Annotated in this window: 17 protein-coding genes and 1 other RNA gene; 11 read left to right on the forward strand and 7 right to left on the reverse strand. The window is 55.2% G+C overall.

Annotation, left to right across the window (positions count from 1 at the left end; all coding sequences use genetic code 11):
* Nucleotide 1 precedes the first annotated feature (1 nt).
* The 11 genes from atpA (at nt 2) to thrC (ending at nt 10840) form a co-directional block, all read left to right on the forward strand.
* The gene (atpA, locus tag DPF_RS07070) at nt 2-1510 is read left to right on the forward strand and encodes a F0F1 ATP synthase subunit alpha (RefSeq protein WP_069858409.1); all 1509 of its coding nucleotides are present in this window, start codon (nt 2-4) and stop codon (nt 1508-1510) included.
* 18 nt (nt 1511-1528) lie between these two features.
* Nucleotides 1529-2404 carry a F0F1 ATP synthase subunit gamma gene (locus DPF_RS07075; protein WP_069858411.1) on the forward strand — a complete coding sequence of 292 codons (876 nt, stop codon included), beginning with the start codon at nt 1529-1531 and terminating at the stop codon, nt 2402-2404.
* Between the two features lie 14 nt (nt 2405-2418).
* Nucleotides 2419-3828, forward strand: a complete 1410-nt coding sequence (gene atpD / locus DPF_RS07080; RefSeq protein WP_069858413.1) for a F0F1 ATP synthase subunit beta — start codon at nt 2419-2421, stop codon at nt 3826-3828.
* A gap of 28 nt (nt 3829-3856) precedes the next feature.
* The gene (locus tag DPF_RS07085) at nt 3857-4285 is read left to right on the forward strand and encodes a F0F1 ATP synthase subunit epsilon (RefSeq protein ID WP_069858415.1); all 429 of its coding nucleotides are present in this window, start codon (nt 3857-3859) and stop codon (nt 4283-4285) included.
* 188 nt (nt 4286-4473) lie between these two features.
* On the forward strand, nt 4474-5838 hold the full coding sequence (glmU, locus tag DPF_RS07090; RefSeq protein ID WP_069858417.1) for a bifunctional UDP-N-acetylglucosamine diphosphorylase/glucosamine-1-phosphate N-acetyltransferase GlmU: 1365 nt from the start codon (nt 4474-4476) through the stop codon (nt 5836-5838).
* Nucleotides 5839-5882: 44 nt separating this feature from the next.
* On the forward strand, nt 5883-6062 hold the full coding sequence (locus DPF_RS07095; RefSeq protein ID WP_141721082.1) for a hypothetical protein: 180 nt from the start codon (nt 5883-5885) through the stop codon (nt 6060-6062).
* A gap of 2 nt (nt 6063-6064) precedes the next feature.
* Nucleotides 6065-6340 (forward strand): cell division protein ZapA, encoded by a 276-nt coding sequence (zapA, locus tag DPF_RS07100; protein WP_069858421.1) that lies wholly within the window; start codon nt 6065-6067, stop codon nt 6338-6340.
* Nucleotides 6341-6347: 7 nt separating this feature from the next.
* A non-coding RNA gene (gene ssrS, locus DPF_RS07105) (6S RNA) lies at nt 6348-6529 on the forward strand.
* Between the two features lie 266 nt (nt 6530-6795).
* Nucleotides 6796-8355, forward strand: coding sequence for a ribonuclease Y (gene rny, locus DPF_RS07110; RefSeq protein ID WP_069858424.1), 1560 nt, complete (start codon nt 6796-6798; stop codon nt 8353-8355).
* 86 nt (nt 8356-8441) lie between these two features.
* Nucleotides 8442-9356, forward strand: a complete 915-nt coding sequence (locus DPF_RS07115; protein WP_069858426.1) for a UbiA-like polyprenyltransferase — start codon at nt 8442-8444, stop codon at nt 9354-9356.
* A 26-nt stretch (nt 9357-9382) separates the two neighbouring features.
* Nucleotides 9383-10840: a threonine synthase gene (gene thrC / locus DPF_RS07120; protein WP_069858427.1), complete on the forward strand. Its 1458-nt coding sequence runs from the start codon at nt 9383-9385 to the stop codon at nt 10838-10840.
* Between the two features lie 92 nt (nt 10841-10932).
* On the opposite strand, the gene DPF_RS07125 is transcribed toward thrC, so the two are convergent.
* The 7 genes from DPF_RS07125 to gatA form a co-directional block, all read right to left on the reverse strand.
* Nucleotides 10933-11856, reverse strand: coding sequence for an MlaA family lipoprotein (locus tag DPF_RS07125; RefSeq protein WP_176724197.1), 924 nt, complete (start codon nt 11854-11856; stop codon nt 10933-10935).
* A gap of 17 nt (nt 11857-11873) precedes the next feature.
* Nucleotides 11874-12476 (reverse strand): MlaC/ttg2D family ABC transporter substrate-binding protein, encoded by a 603-nt coding sequence (locus tag DPF_RS07130; RefSeq protein WP_069858429.1) that lies wholly within the window; start codon nt 12474-12476, stop codon nt 11874-11876.
* Between the two features lie 50 nt (nt 12477-12526).
* The gene (mlaD, locus tag DPF_RS07135) at nt 12527-12973 is read right to left on the reverse strand and encodes an outer membrane lipid asymmetry maintenance protein MlaD (RefSeq protein WP_069858431.1); all 447 of its coding nucleotides are present in this window, start codon (nt 12971-12973) and stop codon (nt 12527-12529) included.
* A 27-nt stretch (nt 12974-13000) separates the two neighbouring features.
* A complete protein-coding gene (locus tag DPF_RS07140; protein WP_069858433.1) occupies nt 13001-14230 on the reverse strand; it encodes an ABC transporter ATP-binding protein in 1230 nt (409 codons plus the stop codon).
* Between the two features lie 7 nt (nt 14231-14237).
* Entirely contained in the window at nt 14238-15044 is an 807-nt protein-coding gene (locus DPF_RS07145) for an MlaE family ABC transporter permease (protein WP_069858435.1), read from the reverse strand.
* 111 nt (nt 15045-15155) lie between these two features.
* Entirely contained in the window at nt 15156-16187 is a 1032-nt protein-coding gene (gene mnmA, locus DPF_RS07150; RefSeq protein WP_069858437.1) for a tRNA 2-thiouridine(34) synthase MnmA, read from the reverse strand.
* A 74-nt stretch (nt 16188-16261) separates the two neighbouring features.
* Entirely contained in the window at nt 16262-17743 is a 1482-nt protein-coding gene (gene gatA / locus DPF_RS07155; RefSeq protein WP_069858439.1) for an Asp-tRNA(Asn)/Glu-tRNA(Gln) amidotransferase subunit GatA, read from the reverse strand.
* Nucleotides 17744-17778: the final 35 nt, after the last annotated feature.

The following is a 17778-nucleotide window of genomic DNA, read 5'->3' on the forward strand; positions in this document are numbered from 1 at the left end:
TATGCAAATCAGAGCAGAAGAAATCAGCCAAATCATCGAAGGCCAGATCAAGGATTACGATAAAAAGGTTGAGATGAGCGAGACAGGCGTTGTCCTGTCCGTAGGTGATGGAATCGCCCGCGTCTATGGTGTTGAAAACGCCATGGCCATGGAGCTTTTGGAATTTCCCGGCGGCGTCATGGGTATGGTCCTCAACCTCGAAGAAGATAGCGTTGGTGTTGCTCTTCTCGGTGAGGACAAGGGAATCAAGGAAGGCGACGCTGTCAAGCGTACCGGCCGCATCGTCCAGGTGCCCGTTGGTGAAGCCGTTCAGGGTCGCGTGGTTGACGCCCTTGGTCAGCCCATTGACGGCAAGGGCCCCATCGAGGCCAAGGAAACCCGTCTCATCGAGATCAAGGCTCCCGGTATCATCGCCCGTAAGTCGGTACACGAACCCATGTACACCGGTCTCAAGGCCATTGACGCCATGACCCCCATTGGCCGCGGTCAGCGTGAGCTGATCATCGGCGACCGTCAGGTCGGTAAGACCGCCGTTGGTATCGACGCCATCATCGCCCAGAAGAACACTGACGTTCACTGCTTCTATGTTGCCATCGGTCAGAAGAAGTCCACGGTGGCCCAGGTTGTTGACACCCTGGAAAAGTACGGTGCCATGGAATACACCACCGTTATTTCCGCCACCGCTTCCGAGCCTGCTTCCCTGCAGTACATTGCTGCCTATTCCGGCTGTACCATGGCCGAATACTACCGCGACAACGGCAAGCACGCCCTGATCGTATACGATGACCTTTCCAAGCAGGCTGTGGCCTACCGCCAGATGTCTCTGTTGCTCCGTCGTCCTCCGGGACGTGAGGCTTTCCCCGGCGATGTTTTCTATCTCCATTCCCGGCTTTTGGAACGTGCCGCCAAGGTCAACGATTCCCTGGGTGCCGGTTCCATGACCGCCCTGCCCATCATTGAAACCCAGGCTGGTGACGTTTCCGCCTACATCCCGACCAACGTTATCTCCATCACCGATGGTCAGGTTTACCTGGAGCCCAACCTGTTCAACGCTGGTGTTCGTCCGGCCATCAACGTTGGTCTGTCTGTTTCCCGAGTGGGTGGTGCCGCCCAGATCAAGGCCATGAAAAAGGTTTCCGGTACCCTTCGTCTGGACCTTGCCCAGTATCGTGAACTGGCCGCGTTTGCCCAGTTCGGCTCTGACCTGGACAAATCCACCAAGCTGAAATTGACCCGTGGTGAACGTCTGGTGGAACTGCTCAAGCAGCCCCAGTACAAGCCCATGCCGGTGGAAAACCAGGTGGTTACCCTGTACGCAGGCACCAAGGGTTTTCTGGACGAGATCCCCGTGGAAGATGTTCAGAAATTCGAGGCTGCCATGCAGGAATTCATGAACACCCAGAAGGCTGACCTGCTCAAGGAAATCAAGGATACTCAGGAATTGGGCAAGGAAACCGAAGAAAAGCTCGTGGCTGCCATCGAAGAGTTCAAGAAGACCTTTAAAGCCTAGAGAGACAAGGAGAAGTAAATGGCATCACTCAGGGACATCCAGACAAAGATCAGCGGGGTCAAGAAGACCAAGCAGATCACCAAGGCCATGAATATGGTTTCGTCTGCCAAATTGCGCGGTGCGCAGCAGCGCATCGAGCGGTTCCGTCCCTATGCCGATAAATATCAGGAGATTCTCACCGATCTTGCCTCCCGGGCTGATGCGAGCGTTCATCCTCTTTTGGAACAACGCGAAGAGAGGACAACGGTCGGCATCATTCTTGTCACGTCGGAAAAGGGGTTGTGCGGGAGCTTTAACGCCTCCTTGTGCAATGCAGCCCTGCAACTGGCTCAGAAAAAATCCGGCGAGGGCAAGACGGTCCAATTTATCTGCGTAGGTAAAAAAGGCAGAGACTTTATCAAGAAGACTTCCTTCGAAATTGTTGAGGCCCATGTGGACGCCATGAACAATTTCGATTTCCAGCTGGCCAACTCCATCGGGATGCAGGCCATTGACAAATACGTTTCCGGTGCCTTTGACGAAGTGCATGTGATCTATGGCAAATTCGTCAATATCGTGAAACAGGAAAGCGTGGCCGACCAGATCTTGCCGGTCGAGCAGAACGAGGTCGAGGAAGCGGCAGGTGCTTCGAGCGAGTATATCTTCGAGCCATCTGTAGAAGGCCTTCTGGCCGAACTCTTGCCGCGCTATGTCAAGGTCCAGATCTACCGAGGGCTTCTTGACACGTCAGCCAGTGAGCATGCGGCCCGCATGACCGCAATGGATAACGCCACCAAGAACTGTGACGATCTGGCTGAAAGTCTTACGTTGGCATATAATAAGGCCCGCCAGGCCGGTATCACCACAGAGTTGATGGATATCGTCGGCGGTTCTGAAGCGCTGAAAAATGCATAGGGGGACATAAAGGCATGAGTGCAAAAAATGTCGGTAAAATAGTACAGGTTATCGGAGCTGTCGTCGACCTGGAGTTTCCAGAAGGCCAGCTTCCCAACATAATGAACGCTGTCACCATCACCAGTCCGACCCTGAGCGATGAGCCGGACAACCTGGTGGTCGAGGTGGCCCAGCATCTGGGTAACAATGTTGTTCGTTGTATCGCCATGGACGGGACCGATGGTCTGGTTCGCGGCATGGAAGCCAGGGACACGGGCGCTCCCATTTCCGTGCCCGTTGGCAAGGCTTCTCTTGGTCGTATTCTGAACGTTGTTGGTAAGCCCGTGGATGAAATGGGCCCCATCAATGCTGAAAAATACTATCCCATTCACCGTCCCACTCCGGCCTTTGTGGATCAGTCTACCAAGATCGAAGTGCTGGAAACCGGGGTTAAGGTTATTGACCTCCTCATCCCCTTCCCCAAGGGCGGCAAGATGGGCATGTTCGGTGGTGCCGGTGTTGGTAAGACCGTTATTCTCATGGAGATGATCAACAACATCGCCAAGCAGCATGGTGGTATCTCCGTGTTCGCCGGTGTTGGTGAGCGTACCCGTGAAGGAAACGACCTGTATCACGAAATGAAGGATGCCGGGGTTCTGGAGCGCGCCGCTTTGGTTTATGGTCAGATGAACGAACCTCCGGGAGCCCGTGCTCGTGTCGCCCTGACCGCTCTGGCTGCTGCCGAGTATTTCCGTGATGAAGAAAATCAGGACGTGCTGCTGTTCATTGACAACATCTTCCGTTTTACCCAGGCCGGTTCCGAAGTGTCCGCACTGCTCGGTCGTATGCCTTCGGCTGTTGGTTACCAGCCCACCCTGGGTACCGACCTTGGTGCTCTTCAGGAACGTATCACCTCCACCAACAAGGGTTCCATCACATCGGTCCAGGCTGTTTACGTGCCTGCTGATGACTTGACCGACCCCGCTCCGGCAACTACCTTCTCGCATCTTGATGGAACCATCGTTCTTTCCCGTCAGATCGCCGAGCTCGGTATCTACCCGGCTGTTGACCCCCTGGATTCCGTTTCCCGTATTCTTGATCCCAATGTGGTTGGTGAAGAGCATTATCGGGTTGCCCGTGAAGTGCAGATGGTTTTGCAGAAGTACAAGGATCTGCAGGACATCATTGCCATCCTCGGCATGGACGAGCTCTCGGACGAAGACAAGCTGACCGTTGCCCGGGCGCGTAAGATGCAGCGATTCCTCTCGCAGCCCTTCTTTGTTGCCGAACAGTTCACCGGCAAGGAAGGACGCTATGTCAAGCTCGAAGATACCATCAAGGGCTTCAAGGGCATTCTGCAGGGCGATTACGATGATCTGCCCGAGCAGGCTTTCTACTATGTAGGCGCCATTGAAGAGGCTGTTGAACACGCTAAGGAAATGTAAGAACCTGTGACCAGAAAGGTAAGTTGATATGGCTAACACGATTCATTTCGAAATAGTAACTCCCGACAGGAAGTTGCTCAGTGAAGACGTCGAGTACGTTGGTGCTCCTGGCATCAATGGGGAGTTCGGCGTTTTGCCCAATCACATACCTTTTCTGTCAGCTCTTGGCATCGGGAGCCTCTATTACAAACAGGGCGGCAAAAAGTACTATGTGTTCATTGCCGGCGGGTTTGCCGAGGTATCTCCCGAAAAGGTATCTGTACTTGCTGAAGTTGCAGAAAAGGCCGAAGAGATTGACATTGAGCGTGCTCGGAAATCAGCTGATCGGGCGGAAAAGCGTCTTGCTCAGCAGAAGGAAAAAGTCGATTTCGCTCGGGCCCAGGCCCAGCTCGCACGGTCCGTGCACCGCATGCGGTGTCGCGAGTCCGCCGTTGCCGAAGGAACGTGTCGTATGTAGTTTCTGAGGGAACACGAATCGTCAATCAGGGGGCGGGCCTTCGGGCCCGCCCCTTTTTTGGTAGACAGGCCAAGGGAGTTTATCTACAAGAGTCTATATTTTTTCCAGAAATTCTGATGTATACCCGTTTCTACCCATCCATATTGTTGCCACGAACGGACAAAGACTCGGAAAGAGCGAGAAACCATATGTTTGATGCTTCCATAGGTGCACTGATCCTTGCCGGGGGAAAGGGAACCCGGCTGTATTCGACGCGGCCCAAAGTTCTGCAGACCATTCTAGAAACGCCCCTTCTGGAATATGTTTATGCGCGTTTTGATCCTTTGTTCGGCAAGAGGGTCTGGACCATTGTAGGATTCGGGCATGAAGCCCTTGAAACGGCATTTCCCCATGCCAAGGAACGTTTCATCCTCCAGTCGCCCCAGCGGGGGACCGGCCATGCCCTGCAGGTTGCCTGGCCGACTATCCGCAACTCCGGTGTGTCCCATCTTGTGGTTGCCAATGGGGATACCCCTTTTGTGTCCGAGCAGGCCCTTGAGGACCTCGTGAACCTGGGCCTGGAAGAGAACGCGGACATTGCCTTTTTGAGCATTGTCATGGACGATCCCGGGAGTTACGGTCGGGTGGTGCGTAAATCAAACGGAAGTGTGAGCGCCATTGTGGAGGCCCGGGATTTTGAACGCATGGATCCGGGAGATGAAATCCATGAAGTGAATTCAGGTATTTATCTGTTACGTGTGGACGCGGTGAACAAGCTGTTGCCCTTGTTGACCGATGATAATGCGCAACAGGAACTGTATATCACCCAGCTGGTGGATCTTGCCTGCAGTACGGGCATGCGGGTGGTTGCCATTGAACAGGGAGATGGTCCCGAGCTGTTCGGCATCAATACTCCCCAGGAGCTGGTGGATGCGGAAAACCGCTTGTGTCCGCATATTGTGCAGGACTGGATCGACCAGGGCGTTATCATCCGCAACAGGGAGGTGGTCCGTATCGGCCCCAAGGTGGAGCTGGCCCCGGGGGTGGACATTACCGGACCTTGCGAAATCTATGGGCATTCGGTTCTTGGCCCCGGAACACGGGTCCATTCCCATTGCAGGATTGAAAATAGCCAACTAAATGGTTGCCAAGTGCATTCTTTTTCACATATACACAATGCACAGGTTGGAAAAGACTGCTCGGTTGGCCCGTATGCGCGGCTGAGGCCTGGTACCGTTCTTGACCGGGATGTCCGCGTCGGCAACTTTGTCGAGATCAAAAAGGGCGTCATGGGTGAAGGCAGCAAGGCCAGTCATCTGACCTATATTGGAGACGCGGTCATCGGGAAAGGGGTCAATATCGGTGCAGGGACCATTACCTGCAATTACGATGGCACCAACAAGCATATGACCCATATCGGTGACGGCTCCTTTATTGGCAGCAATACCGCCATGGTGGCACCCGTGCGCATTGGGCGTGACGTTCTTGTGGGGGCGGGCACCGTGGTAACCAAAGATGTTCCTGATGAATCACTATGCATAGCCCGGGCGAAACAAAAAAATCTGAAAAGATGAGATGGCTTGATTTTGCCCGAGCCGCTACAAAACATACCAAACACATGGAAGTACTGACTCAGCTTACCAATAAGATCGAAACATTGATCGAAAAAAAGGAAACCCTTGAGGCTGAGAACATGCTCCTCAGGGATCAACTCGACAAGGAACGGCAGGTCAAGGAAGCCGTGCTTGATAAAATTGAACACCTTCTGGGCAGGATTCAGGAGGTCAACCTCGACTAGGAATGGCTGGGTATAGGATTAGCCTGCTTGGGCTGGATACTTCCTTCAAGACGGACGCAAGTCCCGAGAGGGTAGACAAGGCCCGATTGCTTCTGGAGGAGAGATTTCAGCCCCTGTTGGAAATGGGACGGAATCTGAGCAAGGAAAAATTGCTGGTTGTCTTGGCGCTGAGCCTTGCTGATGACTTTCTGCAATGTACTGATCGGCTGCAGGAACTTGAGCAAAAGCTCGAGCAGCTGTTACATAAGATAGATAGTATCAATCAGAAAGATTTGTAGATGTGAAATTTTCCTGGGAAGTGCGTGATCATGACTGTTATTTTTGAGCCAATAACGTTGTCTAGGGAGCCAAATCCGATTTCTGTGTGCAGGCCCGCCACATTGGTGGGAAGCCTGATGGATCGGGGAGGTGCCCACCTCTGCATAAGAGGTTCAAATTGACACATGACACGGCTTCCCGGGTAATCTAACCCTACCTGAACAATGGCTCCCTGCCGGGGGGCGATTGTTTCCCTCTCCTTGCCAAGGCTTTCCGCCACCTTCTCCATTCCCAGTGAGCTGCCCACGCGGGTTTGTTCGTTCATGCTTTGAGGTCGCTTGCATGCCCGAGACGGGCTTCTGCGTCATCATGTCCAACACACAAGCCTCAAGGAGTCTCTTGAGGCATCATTATAAATCTTTCCGCGACATCAATTGGTTAGGAGGTGCTCAGCGGGAGGTCATGGAGGGCTGTCATGCTCAGTTCGATTATCATCACCGCGTTTATCTGTATTGGGATCGGTGCGGGTATTGGTTTTGTTGTCCAGCGCCAATTATATATAAAACAGGAAAACGATGCCAGGGATCTGGCCGAGCGAATCCTTGATGAGGCGCGCAAGGAAGCTGTAGCGCACAAGAAGGAGGTCCTTCTCCAGGGGCAGGATGAAATTTTCCGTCAGAAAAAGGAGATGGAAGAGGACATCAAGGCCAGGGAACGCGAGGTCAAGAAGCTCGAGGCCAGGATTCAGGAAAAGCAGGAACGTCTGGAAAGCAAGACGGAAGCCATGACCAGACGTGAAAGCGAGCTGGTCAGCACGGAAAAGAAACTGGCCAAGCAGGAACAATCCCTCAGTGACAAGTCCAAGCACCTGGACCAACTCGTTCTTGAAGAGGAACGCAAGCTTGAGCAGATTTCCGGACTGACAGCCGAAGAGGCCAGACAGCGCATCATGAAGGAAATCGAAAGCAAAACGCGGCATGAAGCGGCCAAGATGATTCGGGTTATTGAGATCGAAGCCCAGGAAAAGGCAACGCGCAAGGCCAGGGAAATTTTGGCCACGGCCATTCAGCGGTATGCCGGGGACTATGTTTCCGAGCAGACCGTTTCCACGGTGGAGTTGCCCAGCGAAGACATGAAAGGGCGGATCATCGGGCGTGAAGGCCGGAACATCCGGGCCATTGAAGCGGCCACAGGTGTTGATCTGATCATTGACGACACGCCCGAGACCGTTGTTCTTTCAGCATACAGCCCTCTGAGGCGGCAGATTGCCAAGCAGGCCCTGGAACGTCTCATCAGTGACGGCCGCATTCATCCGGCCAGAATCGAGGATGTGGTCAACAAGGTCGAGCAGGAAATGGACGTCAAGCTTCGGGAAATCGGCGAGCAGGCCACCTTTGACGTGGGGGTGCACGGCATCCATCCGGAAATTGTTCGTCTACTGGGTCAGCTCTATTACCGGACAAGTTATTCCCAGAACGTGTTGCACCATTCCCTGGAAGTGGCCTTTTTGTGCGGGGTCATGGCCGCTGAACTGGGCATGGATGTCAAAAAGGCCAAGCGGGCCGGTTTGCTCCATGACCTGGGCAAGGCCGTTGACCATGAGGTGGAGGGGCCGCATGCCCAGATCGGTGCCGATCTGGCCAAGAAATATGGCGAGTCCAAGGAAATCATCCACGCCATTGCAGCCCATCACGAAGATGTGCCGCCCCAGACGGTGCTGGCCGTGCTTGTTCAGGCAGCCGACTCCCTGTCGGGTGCACGTCCTGGTGCCCGCAAGGAATTGCTGGAAAACTATGTCAAACGCCTCGAAGAGCTCGAAGGCATTGCCACCAGTTTTGACGGGGTGAATCGGGCCTATGCCATCCAGGCGGGCCGCGAGCTTCGGGTCATGGTTGACTGTGAACAGGTCAATGACGACAGAATCTATCTGCTCTGCAAGGACGTGGCCAAGAAAATTGAAGAAAAGATGACCTATCCCGGACAGATCAAGGTGACGGTCATCCGGGAAAAGCGGGCCGTGGGGTATGCCAAATAGGCGGCTGGCCGAGTCGATACTTTTCTGTTGGACCATCCCGGTAGCGGGGATGGTGGAGACAACCCAGTATGTGAGGCAAATGCACCATGCGTTTTGATCCCAAAAAAAGGCTGTTGCCAGGCTTGCACACATTGATCGTCCTTTCCCGGATGATCAAGATAGAACACTCCATCTTTGCTCTCCCCTTTGCCTATGTCGGCGTGTTCTGGGCGGCCGGAGGATGGCCCGGGACCAGGGTTTTCGTTTTGTTGACCCTGGCCATGGTCCTGATCCGTTCCTTTGCCATGGGCTTCAACCGGCTGGCTGACGCGGCCATTGACGCGGCCAACCCCCGGACCCGGAATCGGCCCCTGGTGACGGGGGAACTCACCCCTTTGCAAACCAAGATGTTTTTGCTGGTTTGTGCCCTGGGGTTCTGGGCCGCGTGCTGGGGTCTCAATGAGCTGTGCTTTGTGCTTGCCCCCTTTGCCCTCATCTGGTCGGCCTGCTACAGCTTTGCCAAACGATTTACTCCGCTGTGTCACTATGCCCTTGGTTCGGTCCACTTTCTGGCTCCCATAGCCGGCTGGATCGCTTTTGAACCTGTTATTGCCCCGGTTCCCGTGGTTCTTGGGCTGGGAGTCCTTTTCTGGGTGGCCGGATTTGATATCCTGTATGCCTGCCAGGATGCTGATTTTGACAGGGAACACGGTCTTTTTTCCGCACCTGCCCGTTGGGGAATTCCGGCTTCACTGACCCTGTCGACCTTCTCCCATGTGAACACCGTGATCTTTTTCGGTCTGGCGGGGTGGCTCCAGGGGGCAGGGTGGTTGTATCATGTTGCCTGGGGACTTGTTTCCATCCTTCTTCTGTTTGAGCATACCCTGATCTCGGAAACCGACATGCGCCGGGTGAACCTGGCCTTTTTCACCCTCAACGGCGTGGTGGCCATCATTTTTCTTCTCGGTGCGCTGGCTGACCTGTTTATTGCTCCGGTCAGTCCCTTGTCCTTTATTTTCTGAACCATTCACCCTTTTATCTCTCTGCCATGAATCAGACAAACGAATTTCCCTCCTACCGGGGGACCATGCGCTACAAGTGTCTGTCCTGCGGCGCCACGTACCCCATTGATGCCCTGTATTACACCTGCCCTGACTGTGGCGGGGTTTTTCTGCTGGAAGACACCTCGTTTTCCAGCCTGGCCGAAAAGCATGACGGGCCGGGATGGCGGAAAATTTTTGATGCACGGGCCGCGACCAAAAATACCGCCTTGCGCGGCATTTTTCGATTTTACGAACTCATGGCTCCGGTTCTCGAGGCTGAGGACATCATTTACCTGGGAGAGGGCAATACGCCCATTGTGAGAGCTTCCCGGGAGCTTGAGGCCTATGCTGGTCAGCCCCTAGCGTACAAAAACGACGGACAAAATCCCAGCGGATCTTTCAAGGATAGGGGCATGGCCTGCGCCTTCAGCTATCTTCGTCACCTTGTGCGCAAACATGGCTGGAAAGATGTCATCACCATCTGTGCTTCCACCGGGGATACCTCGGCAGCGGCAGCCTTGTATGCCTCGCACGTGGGCGATCCCCTGAAATCGGTGGTCCTGCTGCCCAAGGGCAAGGTGACGCCGCAGCAGTTGGCGCAACCTCTGGGGAGCGGCGCCCTGGTGCTGGAAGTTCCCGGCGTGTTTGACGACTGCATGAAGGTTGTCGAGTATCTGGCCGATCATTACCGGGTTGCACTGCTCAACTCCAAAAACGGCTGGCGCATTCTCGGTCAGGAGAGCTATGCCTTTGAGGTGGCCCAGTGGTATGATTGGAACATGGGTGACAAGGCCGTATTCGTGCCCATTGGCAATGCCGGCAATGTCACGGCGGTCATGTCCGGCTTCTTGAAATTGCATCGTCTCGGAATCATTGAAGACCTTCCCAAAATCATCGGGGTCCAGTCCTCCCACGCCGATCCTGTTTTCAAGTACTATGACCAGCCTGCCGAGGCGAGAATCTATGCCCCGGTCAAGGTGCGGCCGAGCGTGGCCCAGGCAGCCATGATCGGCAATCCGGTTTCCTTCCCCCGGGTCAGATTTCTCGTGGACCAGTATGAACAGCTGGGAGGCGTTTTCCATGTTGTTCAGGTACGGGAACAGGAGATCATGGAAGGCATGCTTCGGGTCAACCGGCATGGTCACATTGCCTGTACCCAGGGCGGGGAATGCTTTGCCGGGTTGCTCAAGGCCAGGGAAAAGGGGTTTCTCGACCCCCATGATCTGGCCATTCTCGATGCAACGGCCCATGCCCTCAAGTTCATCGGGTTTCAAGACATGTATTTTTCCAACTCCTTTGCCCGTGAGTATGAAATCACGCCGGGCAGGGAACTGCACAACGCCCCCCAGGAACTCATTGCTGCGAGCCGCAAGGAGGACCTGGACGAGCAGGCCTTTACGCGGGAGGCTGCTGAACGGGTTGTCGCCCGGCTGGGCCTTGCCGACAAGCACGATCATTATTGAGTTCCCTTTCCACACAACGTGTATCAAAAAAAGCGCTGTCTTCTTCATGAAAACAGCGCTTTTTTTGATGGTTTTGGGGAAAGTCGAGATGGTCATTCCCTGACCAGATGGCGGCGGTATTGGAGATAAAAGTCCTTGAGGGCCTCGTAAGGGTCAAAGGCCGCCTCCTTGAGGTCTTCGTACTCCCCAAGGTGCAGGGATGTGTAGTTGAGGGTATCTGCGCCCTTGATGGCCCAGCGGATTTCCCATTCATCAATATAATTGATGGGATCAAGAAAATATTCTCCGATTTTTCCGGTGGTATCACGCAGGGTTGAAGGGCCGAACACCGGCCAGACAATGTAGAATCCGTCACCAATGCCGTAGTGGGCCAGGGTCTGGCCCATGTCTTCGGGAGAAATATCCTGAAGGGGTTCGATATGGTCGGAAACCTTGACCAGTCCACCGATGCCAAAGGTGGTGTTCATGGCAAAGGCGCCCACCTCTCTGGCGGCCTTGTCCAGTTTGAGCTGGAGAACACTGCTGACAAAGCGGATGGGAAAGGCCAGATTGTGGAAGACATTGTAGATTCCGGTACGCATCTGCTGGGGAAAAACAGCCGCGTACACATTTGCAGTGGGTTTGAGAATCCAGAAGTAGAGCTTGTCGTTGACAACAAACATGGCCCGGTTGAAGGGCTCCAGGGGATCTGCAATCGTGGATGCGGGATCTTCCGCCTCCATCAATGCCTCATCGTCCAGTTCATCGTAGTCCGTCTCCCAGTCGTCTTCCAGCTCATCGTCCCAGACATCCGTGTCTGTTGCAGAAGCCTGCAGGCCTGCATCCGTGGCGGTTCGGGCTTCCGGTGAAGGGGGCGTGTCTGCTTGAGATACAGCCGTTTGGGACGACAGGGGAACGGGCTCGGCAACAACAGACGCTGACTTGGATCCGCAGGCCGTACACAGCGCCAGGCATATCAGCAGTGCCAGGTACCTCCCGAAACGGGTACAACGATGACACCAAGAAGGCGTGGCCATGAAAAACACCTGGGAGATCATGACGGGTCCGCGGGTTGTTCGATTTTTTTTCTGACCTGTTCGAGCAGAACGTCTGGAGGATTTTTGGACAAAATGGAGCTGAACTGGGAACGATAGTTCTTGACCAGGCTGACGCCTTCCACAATGACGTCATACACTCGCCACTGGTCGTGTTTGAAACGCAACATGTAGTCCAGGGGCACTTCCTTGTCGTTCCACAGGATATGGGTATTCACCCTGGCCTTGGTGGACGAGAGCATGATTTCCTTGTCAAAGACCACTGGTTCGCCCTTATAGGCCCGGACTTTGTCCATGTAGATCTTTTGCAGCAGCTGGGCAAAGAGATCCCTGAACTGGTGACGCTGCTCACTGGAAAAGGATTTCCAATACCGGCCGACAGCAAGACGGGTGACATCATTGAAGTCGAACAGCTGTTCACCCACCAGAACCAGCATCTCCTCCTGCTTTGTGAGGTTTGCTTCGTTTTTGTATTGTGGATCGGTCAGGATGAACAGGGCCTGCTCCACATGGGTCTTGACATGCTCCATGGGCCCGGTGGCAGCCCCAAGGGGCGTTGAAAGGGTCAAAAGGAACGCGAGAATGCAGAAGATTCGTGGCATGAACAATATTCCTCGTTGTCAAAAGGTCCGCATGTCTGCGAACGGGTTGGTCATACCTTGCCGAAAATGTATTTGCTGATCAACTCTTCGAAATCGACCGTGGACTCGGTATCCACAATGACGCCGCCTTCGGGAATGGGTTCAAGACCCCCGCCCGGGGAGATCTTGATGTACTTGTCGCCGATGAGGCCGCTGGTTTTGACCGAGGCGATGGCGTCTTCGTCAATGGGCACGTCTTTCTGGATCTTCATGGACACCATGGCCACCTGATTTTCCGGATCCAGGGTAATGGATTGCACCTGGCCGATGGGAACTCCGGCCATCTGGACAAAACCACCGGTCTTGAGGCCGGTGACATTGGTGAACCTTGCGGTGATTGTATAATAGTCGCCGCCCAAAAGCTCCATCTTGCCGAGCTTGACCGTAAGATAGGCAACACAAAGGCAGCCGATGATGAAAAAGATGCCGACAATGGATTCCTGTTTGAATCGTTTCATGGATGACATGACGCGATCTCCCAACCGTTAGTTCCTGCGACCGGTGCATGCGACTTCGGTCACGGTGATGTGATTCGCCCTGCTGCGGGCAATGTGCCTGTCCAAATTTTCTTCGGGATCGCCAGGGGCGCATCCCATTTGTAGCGTGGCCGTGACGTCCTTGTCCTTGAACCCCTCGATGAACAGCTCGTGTCCCTGATGGGGAGCCCGGGCAATGACCGTGGCGATGTCGTGACATTCCTTTGTCGATATCCCCGGCAGCACTCCCACGGCTGTGTAGCGGCCATACAAGGCCACGTGGATGTCCCGGGCAAGGATGGTCTGCCATGTACGGGCAAACGTTTCCATGACACGGTGCGCGGCAAGGGCGCCTATGCGTTCGGTCACGGCGTCAAGACCATGCATGTGCATGGTCAGGATGCAAAAGGGTTTGTCCTGTTCAACGCATTCCCTTTGGGCCAGTTCGAAATGGTTGTGAAGCTGGCTGTTGGTGCACAGGCCGGTCAGGTCATTTTTCAAAAGCTCCAGGCTGTTGATGAATTCGTCGATGACCGGTTGACGGGTCTGCTCCAGCTGCAGGGGAGATCCGTGAAACAGAATTCTGGCCTCATCAATGATGGCAATGCGGTCGGAAATGTAGAAGACATCCGGGATGTCATGGGAGACAAGGACAGCCGAGAAATTGAACTTCTGCTGGTAGTGGGCGATCATGGAAAGAACCGCGTTTTTCCTGATGGGATCAAGGCCGGTGGTTGGTTCGTCAAACAGAACGATCTTGGGCTCATTGATCAGGGCTCTTGCCAGGGCAACCCGTTTTTGCATGCCCCCGGAAAGTTGGGTCGGGTATTTGTGGCCCACTTCACCAAGCTCCAGCTGTTCCATCTTGTCTTTTACTTTTTGGGCTATTTCCCGGGGATGCAGGGTGGTTTTTTCCCGCAGGGGCAGGGCGATATTTTCAAACACCGTCATGGAATCGAACAGGGCGTTGTGCTGAAACATGTAGCTGCATTGGCGTTTCATGGCCTGGCGTTTTTTGCGGCTCATGGCGGCCAGAGGCTGTCCCATGAAAACGATTTCTCCGGCATCCGGAGTGAGCAGACCAATGATGTGCTTGAGAAAAACACTTTTGCCAACACCGCTTTTCCCGATGATCGTGGTGATCTCGCCTTCGTAGATGGTCAGATCGATCCCGTCGAGGATGGTTCGTTCCCCGAAACGTTTGGTAACGTTTTTGAATTCTACAAGAGGTGTGGGCATAACTGTTTTACAAGAGGAAGGAAGTGAGTACGTAATCGACGATGAGGACCCAGACGCAGGAAATGACCACTGCCGAGGTGGTGGCCATACCTACTCCCTTGGCTCCGAAACCGCCTTGACGGGTGTGGGTGAAATATCCCTGGAAGCTGCAGATGGTCGAAACCAGAAAGGCAAAGGCAATGGACTTGATGAACCCGCCGGTAACGTCCTGCATGACGACGCTTGATTCCACCCGGTAGAAATAGATGCCCTTGTTCAGGCCAAGAAGCACGACTCCGGCGATGTAGCCGCCAATGATGCCGACCACGTCGTACAAGGCCGTGAGCAGCGGAAAGGATATCAGGGACGCGGCCAGTTTGGGGCTGATCAGAAAGCGGATGGGATCAATGGCCATGGTGTCCAGGGCGTCGATCTGTTCGGAGATGCGCATGACCCCGATTTCAGCGGTCATGCTCGAACCTGCCCTGGCAGTGATCATGATGGCGGTAAGCACGGGTCCGAGTTCCCTGACCAGTGAAAGGGCCACGGCCGACCCCAGGGCCCCTTCGGAACCGAATTGCGTCAGGGTGTAGTAAAGCTGAAGTCCCAGAACCATGCCGGTAAACAGGGCGACCAGGGCGATGATGGAAACGGATCTGGCCCCGATGAAATAGATCTGTTGCAGAATTTTGGAAGCCTGAAAGGGCAGGGAAAAAATTTTCACCAGTCCCTGGGCAGAAAAAATGGCATAGGCCCCGCACGCATTCATGATGCCAATGAGCAGCCTGCCAGCCGAGGCAAAAGGGGTCAGCATATGGATGGTAAATGGGGACATGATTTTCACGGTAGAAGGTGGAACAGGGAGAAGGACAAGGCTTCTGAATAGCTGAAACGGGCAGGAAAGACAATAGCTCCTGCCAAAGGACGAGCCGTTGTCGCGCCAGGTTCAGACGATGATCCCTCCTGCCAGTACCTGGCCCTCACGGGAATAGACCGTGAGTACCTGCCCGGGCGTGGGCACCTCCTGGGGGGTGATGAATTCGACTTCAAGGGTCTTCCCCACGAGCCTGACCCGGGCCCGGCCGGCCTGCTGGCGATAGCGGGTCTGTACCAGGGGATGCTCGGGCCAGTGCGCAGGGGGAACCATGATGTTCGCATGGATGGCGGTACACGTTGATGCCCAGAGCTGGTCCCGGGAGCCGACTATCAGGGTGTTGGTCCGGATGTCCTTGTCAATGACGTACAAGGGATGGGCATAGGCGATCTTCAGCCCCCGGCGTTGCCCCTGGGTGTAGCGCCACAGCCCCTGATGGGTTCCGATCTGTTTGCCTTCGCGGGTCACCACAGGACCGGGGCCGGGAAGAAGGATGCCCCGGCTGGACAAAAACGACCGGTAATTATCGGGTATAAAGCAGATTTCCTGGCTTTCCTCCTCGCTGGCAGCGTTGAGTCCGCGTCGCTTCAGTGCTGGGAGAACGTCTTTCTTGAAGCGTTCCCCAAGGGGGAAGAGAACCTGTTTCCAGGCTGAGGCCCCGACAAGGGACAGAAAATAACTCTGGTCCTTGGATGGGTCCAGCCCCCTGAACAGTCCGGGTCCGGCAACAGAGGGTTGGATACGGCAGTAGTGACCCGTGGCCAGTTGGTCGGCGCCGAGTTTGCGGGCCGCCTCAAAGAGAAGGCCGAATTTCATGTCCCTGTTGCACCAGGCGCAGGGATTAGGGGTTTTGCCCTGTGTATACGCCCGGATAAAGGGCTGGATAATCTGTTTTTCAAACGCGTCGCTCAAATCAATGGTTTCAAGGCGCACTCCCAGAAGCCGGCATTGTGTCCGCAGGTTGCTGATGCGTTCGAGGTCTTTGGCGGTCGCAGGAAGAAACAGGGCGTGGAGACCAAAGACGTGGGCGTTTTGTTCCTTGAGCAGGGCCAGGCTCAACAGGCTGTCGGCTCCGCCGCTCAGGGCCAGGGCAATGGATGTCATGATGAAGGGGGTTGTGCGTGAGACGAACAGGCAATCAGGGGTCCGGCACCTTTGGTGCCGGCCCCCTGCAAAGGCTATTTGAGAACATCTTCAATCCCTTGGGGACGAGGCAAGGGGTCCATGGCCTGCTCCAGAACATGGGCAATGGCCAGAAGACGTTCTTCCTGGAATCCCGCTCCGAAAAGCTGGAGACCAACCGGAAGACCGGAGTCTCTGCCCACGCCCACGGGCAGGCTCAGGCCGGGAAGCCCGGTCAGGTTCAGGGAGGTGGTGAAAATATCGGTCAGGTACATCTGCAGGGGATCGTCCGTGTTCTGACCCAGGCCGAATGCCGTTGTCGGGCAGGCTGGACCGCCCAGGACGTCGCAGCTTTGCAGGGCCTTGAGAAAATCCTCCCGGATAATTCGTCTGACCTGGGCCGCCTTCTTGTAATACGCATCGTAATATCCGGCAGACAGAACATACGTCCCCAGCATGATCCGTCGCTTGACCTCGTCGCCAAAGCCCTGGGAACGGGATTTGGTGTACATTTCCAGAAGATCCTGGGCGTCCTTGTCCCTGAAACCGTAGCGAACTCCGTCAAAGCGGGCCAGGTTGGAACTCGCCTCGGCCATGGCGATAATGTAATAGGTGGCAATGGCATAGGAGGTGTGGGGCAGGGAGACCGGAACGATTTCCGCTCCCTGCTGCCTGGCCGTGTCCATGGCCCTGGTGCAGGCTTCGGCCACTTCCGGGGCAAGACCCTTGCCCCAGTATTCCCGGGGCATGCCGATGCGTACTCCCGAGAGGTCCTTCATGGCAGAGAGACCTGCGACATAGTCGGGCACAGGGGTGTTGACGCTGGTGGAATCCCGGGGGTCATGTCCGGCAATGACGGAGAGGATGATGGCCGCATCTTCCACGGTTCGGGTCAAGGGGCCTGCCTGGTCCAGGGAACTTCCATAGGCAATGAGACCGAATCTGGAAACACGGCCATAAGTGGGCTTGAGCCCTACAATGCCGCAGAAGGATGCCGGCTGGCGGATGGATCCGCCCGTGTCCGTGCCGATGGAGGCGAATGCCTGGCAGGCGGCCACGCTGGAGGCCGATCCGCCGCTGGAACCTCCTGGAACGTGGTCCAGATTCCACGGATTTCTGGTGGAGCCCTGGGCGGAATTTTCCGTTGATGAACCCATGGCGAATTCGTCCAGGTTGTTCTTGCCCAGGATGATGGCTCCCTGTTCCTTGAGTCTGGTCACCAGATGGGCGTCGTAGCAGGGGGTGAAGTTTTGGAGAATTTTTGAAGCACAGGTGGTGGGCATGCCCTGGGTCGCCAGGATGTCCTTGAGGAGGATGGGCACGCCCCAGAGTTTCTGCTGGGGATTGGGCCCTTGTTTATCCATGGCCTGGGCCTGCTCAAGGGCCTGTTCATCGTTGCGAAAGAGCACGGCATGGAGATGAGGCTCCGTGGTTTGGATGCGCTCGAGGCAGTCCCGGGTGGCTTCCTGGGCGGTGACCTCGCCTGAGGCAAGAAGATTCCTGATCTGGGTCAATGTATGCGTATGAAGTGAGGCCATGGAGTTTCCTTGTGGCAACGGTTGCGTGATCGAAA

The organism is Desulfoplanes formicivorans (assembly GCF_001748225.1).
Classification (GTDB): domain Bacteria; phylum Desulfobacterota; class Desulfovibrionia; order Desulfovibrionales; family Desulfomicrobiaceae; genus Desulfoplanes; species Desulfoplanes formicivorans.

Excerpts from the sequence above, each read along its gene's own strand:
- gatA (WP_069858439.1), bottom strand. The coding sequence starts at position 17,743 with ATGGCCTCACTTCATACGCATACATTGACCCAGATCAGGAATCTTCTT.
- DPF_RS07130 (WP_069858429.1), bottom strand. The coding sequence starts at position 12,476 with ATGCCACGAATCTTCTGCATTCTCGCGTTCCTTTTGACCCTTTCAACG.
- DPF_RS07085 (WP_069858415.1), top strand. The coding sequence starts at position 3,857 with ATGGCTAACACGATTCATTTCGAAATAGTAACTCCCGACAGGAAGTTG.
- mlaD (WP_069858431.1), bottom strand. The coding sequence starts at position 12,973 with ATGAAACGATTCAAACAGGAATCCATTGTCGGCATCTTTTTCATCATC.
- zapA (WP_069858421.1), top strand. The coding sequence starts at position 6,065 with ATGGCTGGGTATAGGATTAGCCTGCTTGGGCTGGATACTTCCTTCAAG.
- DPF_RS07115 (WP_069858426.1), top strand. The coding sequence starts at position 8,442 with ATGCGTTTTGATCCCAAAAAAAGGCTGTTGCCAGGCTTGCACACATTG.
- atpD (WP_069858413.1), top strand. The coding sequence starts at position 2,419 with ATGAGTGCAAAAAATGTCGGTAAAATAGTACAGGTTATCGGAGCTGTC.
- mnmA (WP_069858437.1), bottom strand. The coding sequence starts at position 16,187 with ATGACATCCATTGCCCTGGCCCTGAGCGGCGGAGCCGACAGCCTGTTG.
- DPF_RS07140 (WP_069858433.1), bottom strand. The coding sequence starts at position 14,230 with ATGCCCACACCTCTTGTAGAATTCAAAAACGTTACCAAACGTTTCGGG.
- DPF_RS07145 (WP_069858435.1), bottom strand. The coding sequence starts at position 15,044 with ATGTCCCCATTTACCATCCATATGCTGACCCCTTTTGCCTCGGCTGGC.
- DPF_RS07075 (WP_069858411.1), top strand. The coding sequence starts at position 1,529 with ATGGCATCACTCAGGGACATCCAGACAAAGATCAGCGGGGTCAAGAAG.
- DPF_RS07095 (WP_141721082.1), top strand. The coding sequence starts at position 5,883 with ATGGAAGTACTGACTCAGCTTACCAATAAGATCGAAACATTGATCGAA.
- atpA (WP_069858409.1), top strand. The coding sequence starts at position 2 with ATGCAAATCAGAGCAGAAGAAATCAGCCAAATCATCGAAGGCCAGATC.
- thrC (WP_069858427.1), top strand. The coding sequence starts at position 9,383 with ATGAATCAGACAAACGAATTTCCCTCCTACCGGGGGACCATGCGCTAC.
- DPF_RS07125 (WP_176724197.1), bottom strand. The coding sequence starts at position 11,856 with ATGGCCACGCCTTCTTGGTGTCATCGTTGTACCCGTTTCGGGAGGTAC.
- rny (WP_069858424.1), top strand. The coding sequence starts at position 6,796 with ATGCTCAGTTCGATTATCATCACCGCGTTTATCTGTATTGGGATCGGT.
- glmU (WP_069858417.1), top strand. The coding sequence starts at position 4,474 with ATGTTTGATGCTTCCATAGGTGCACTGATCCTTGCCGGGGGAAAGGGA.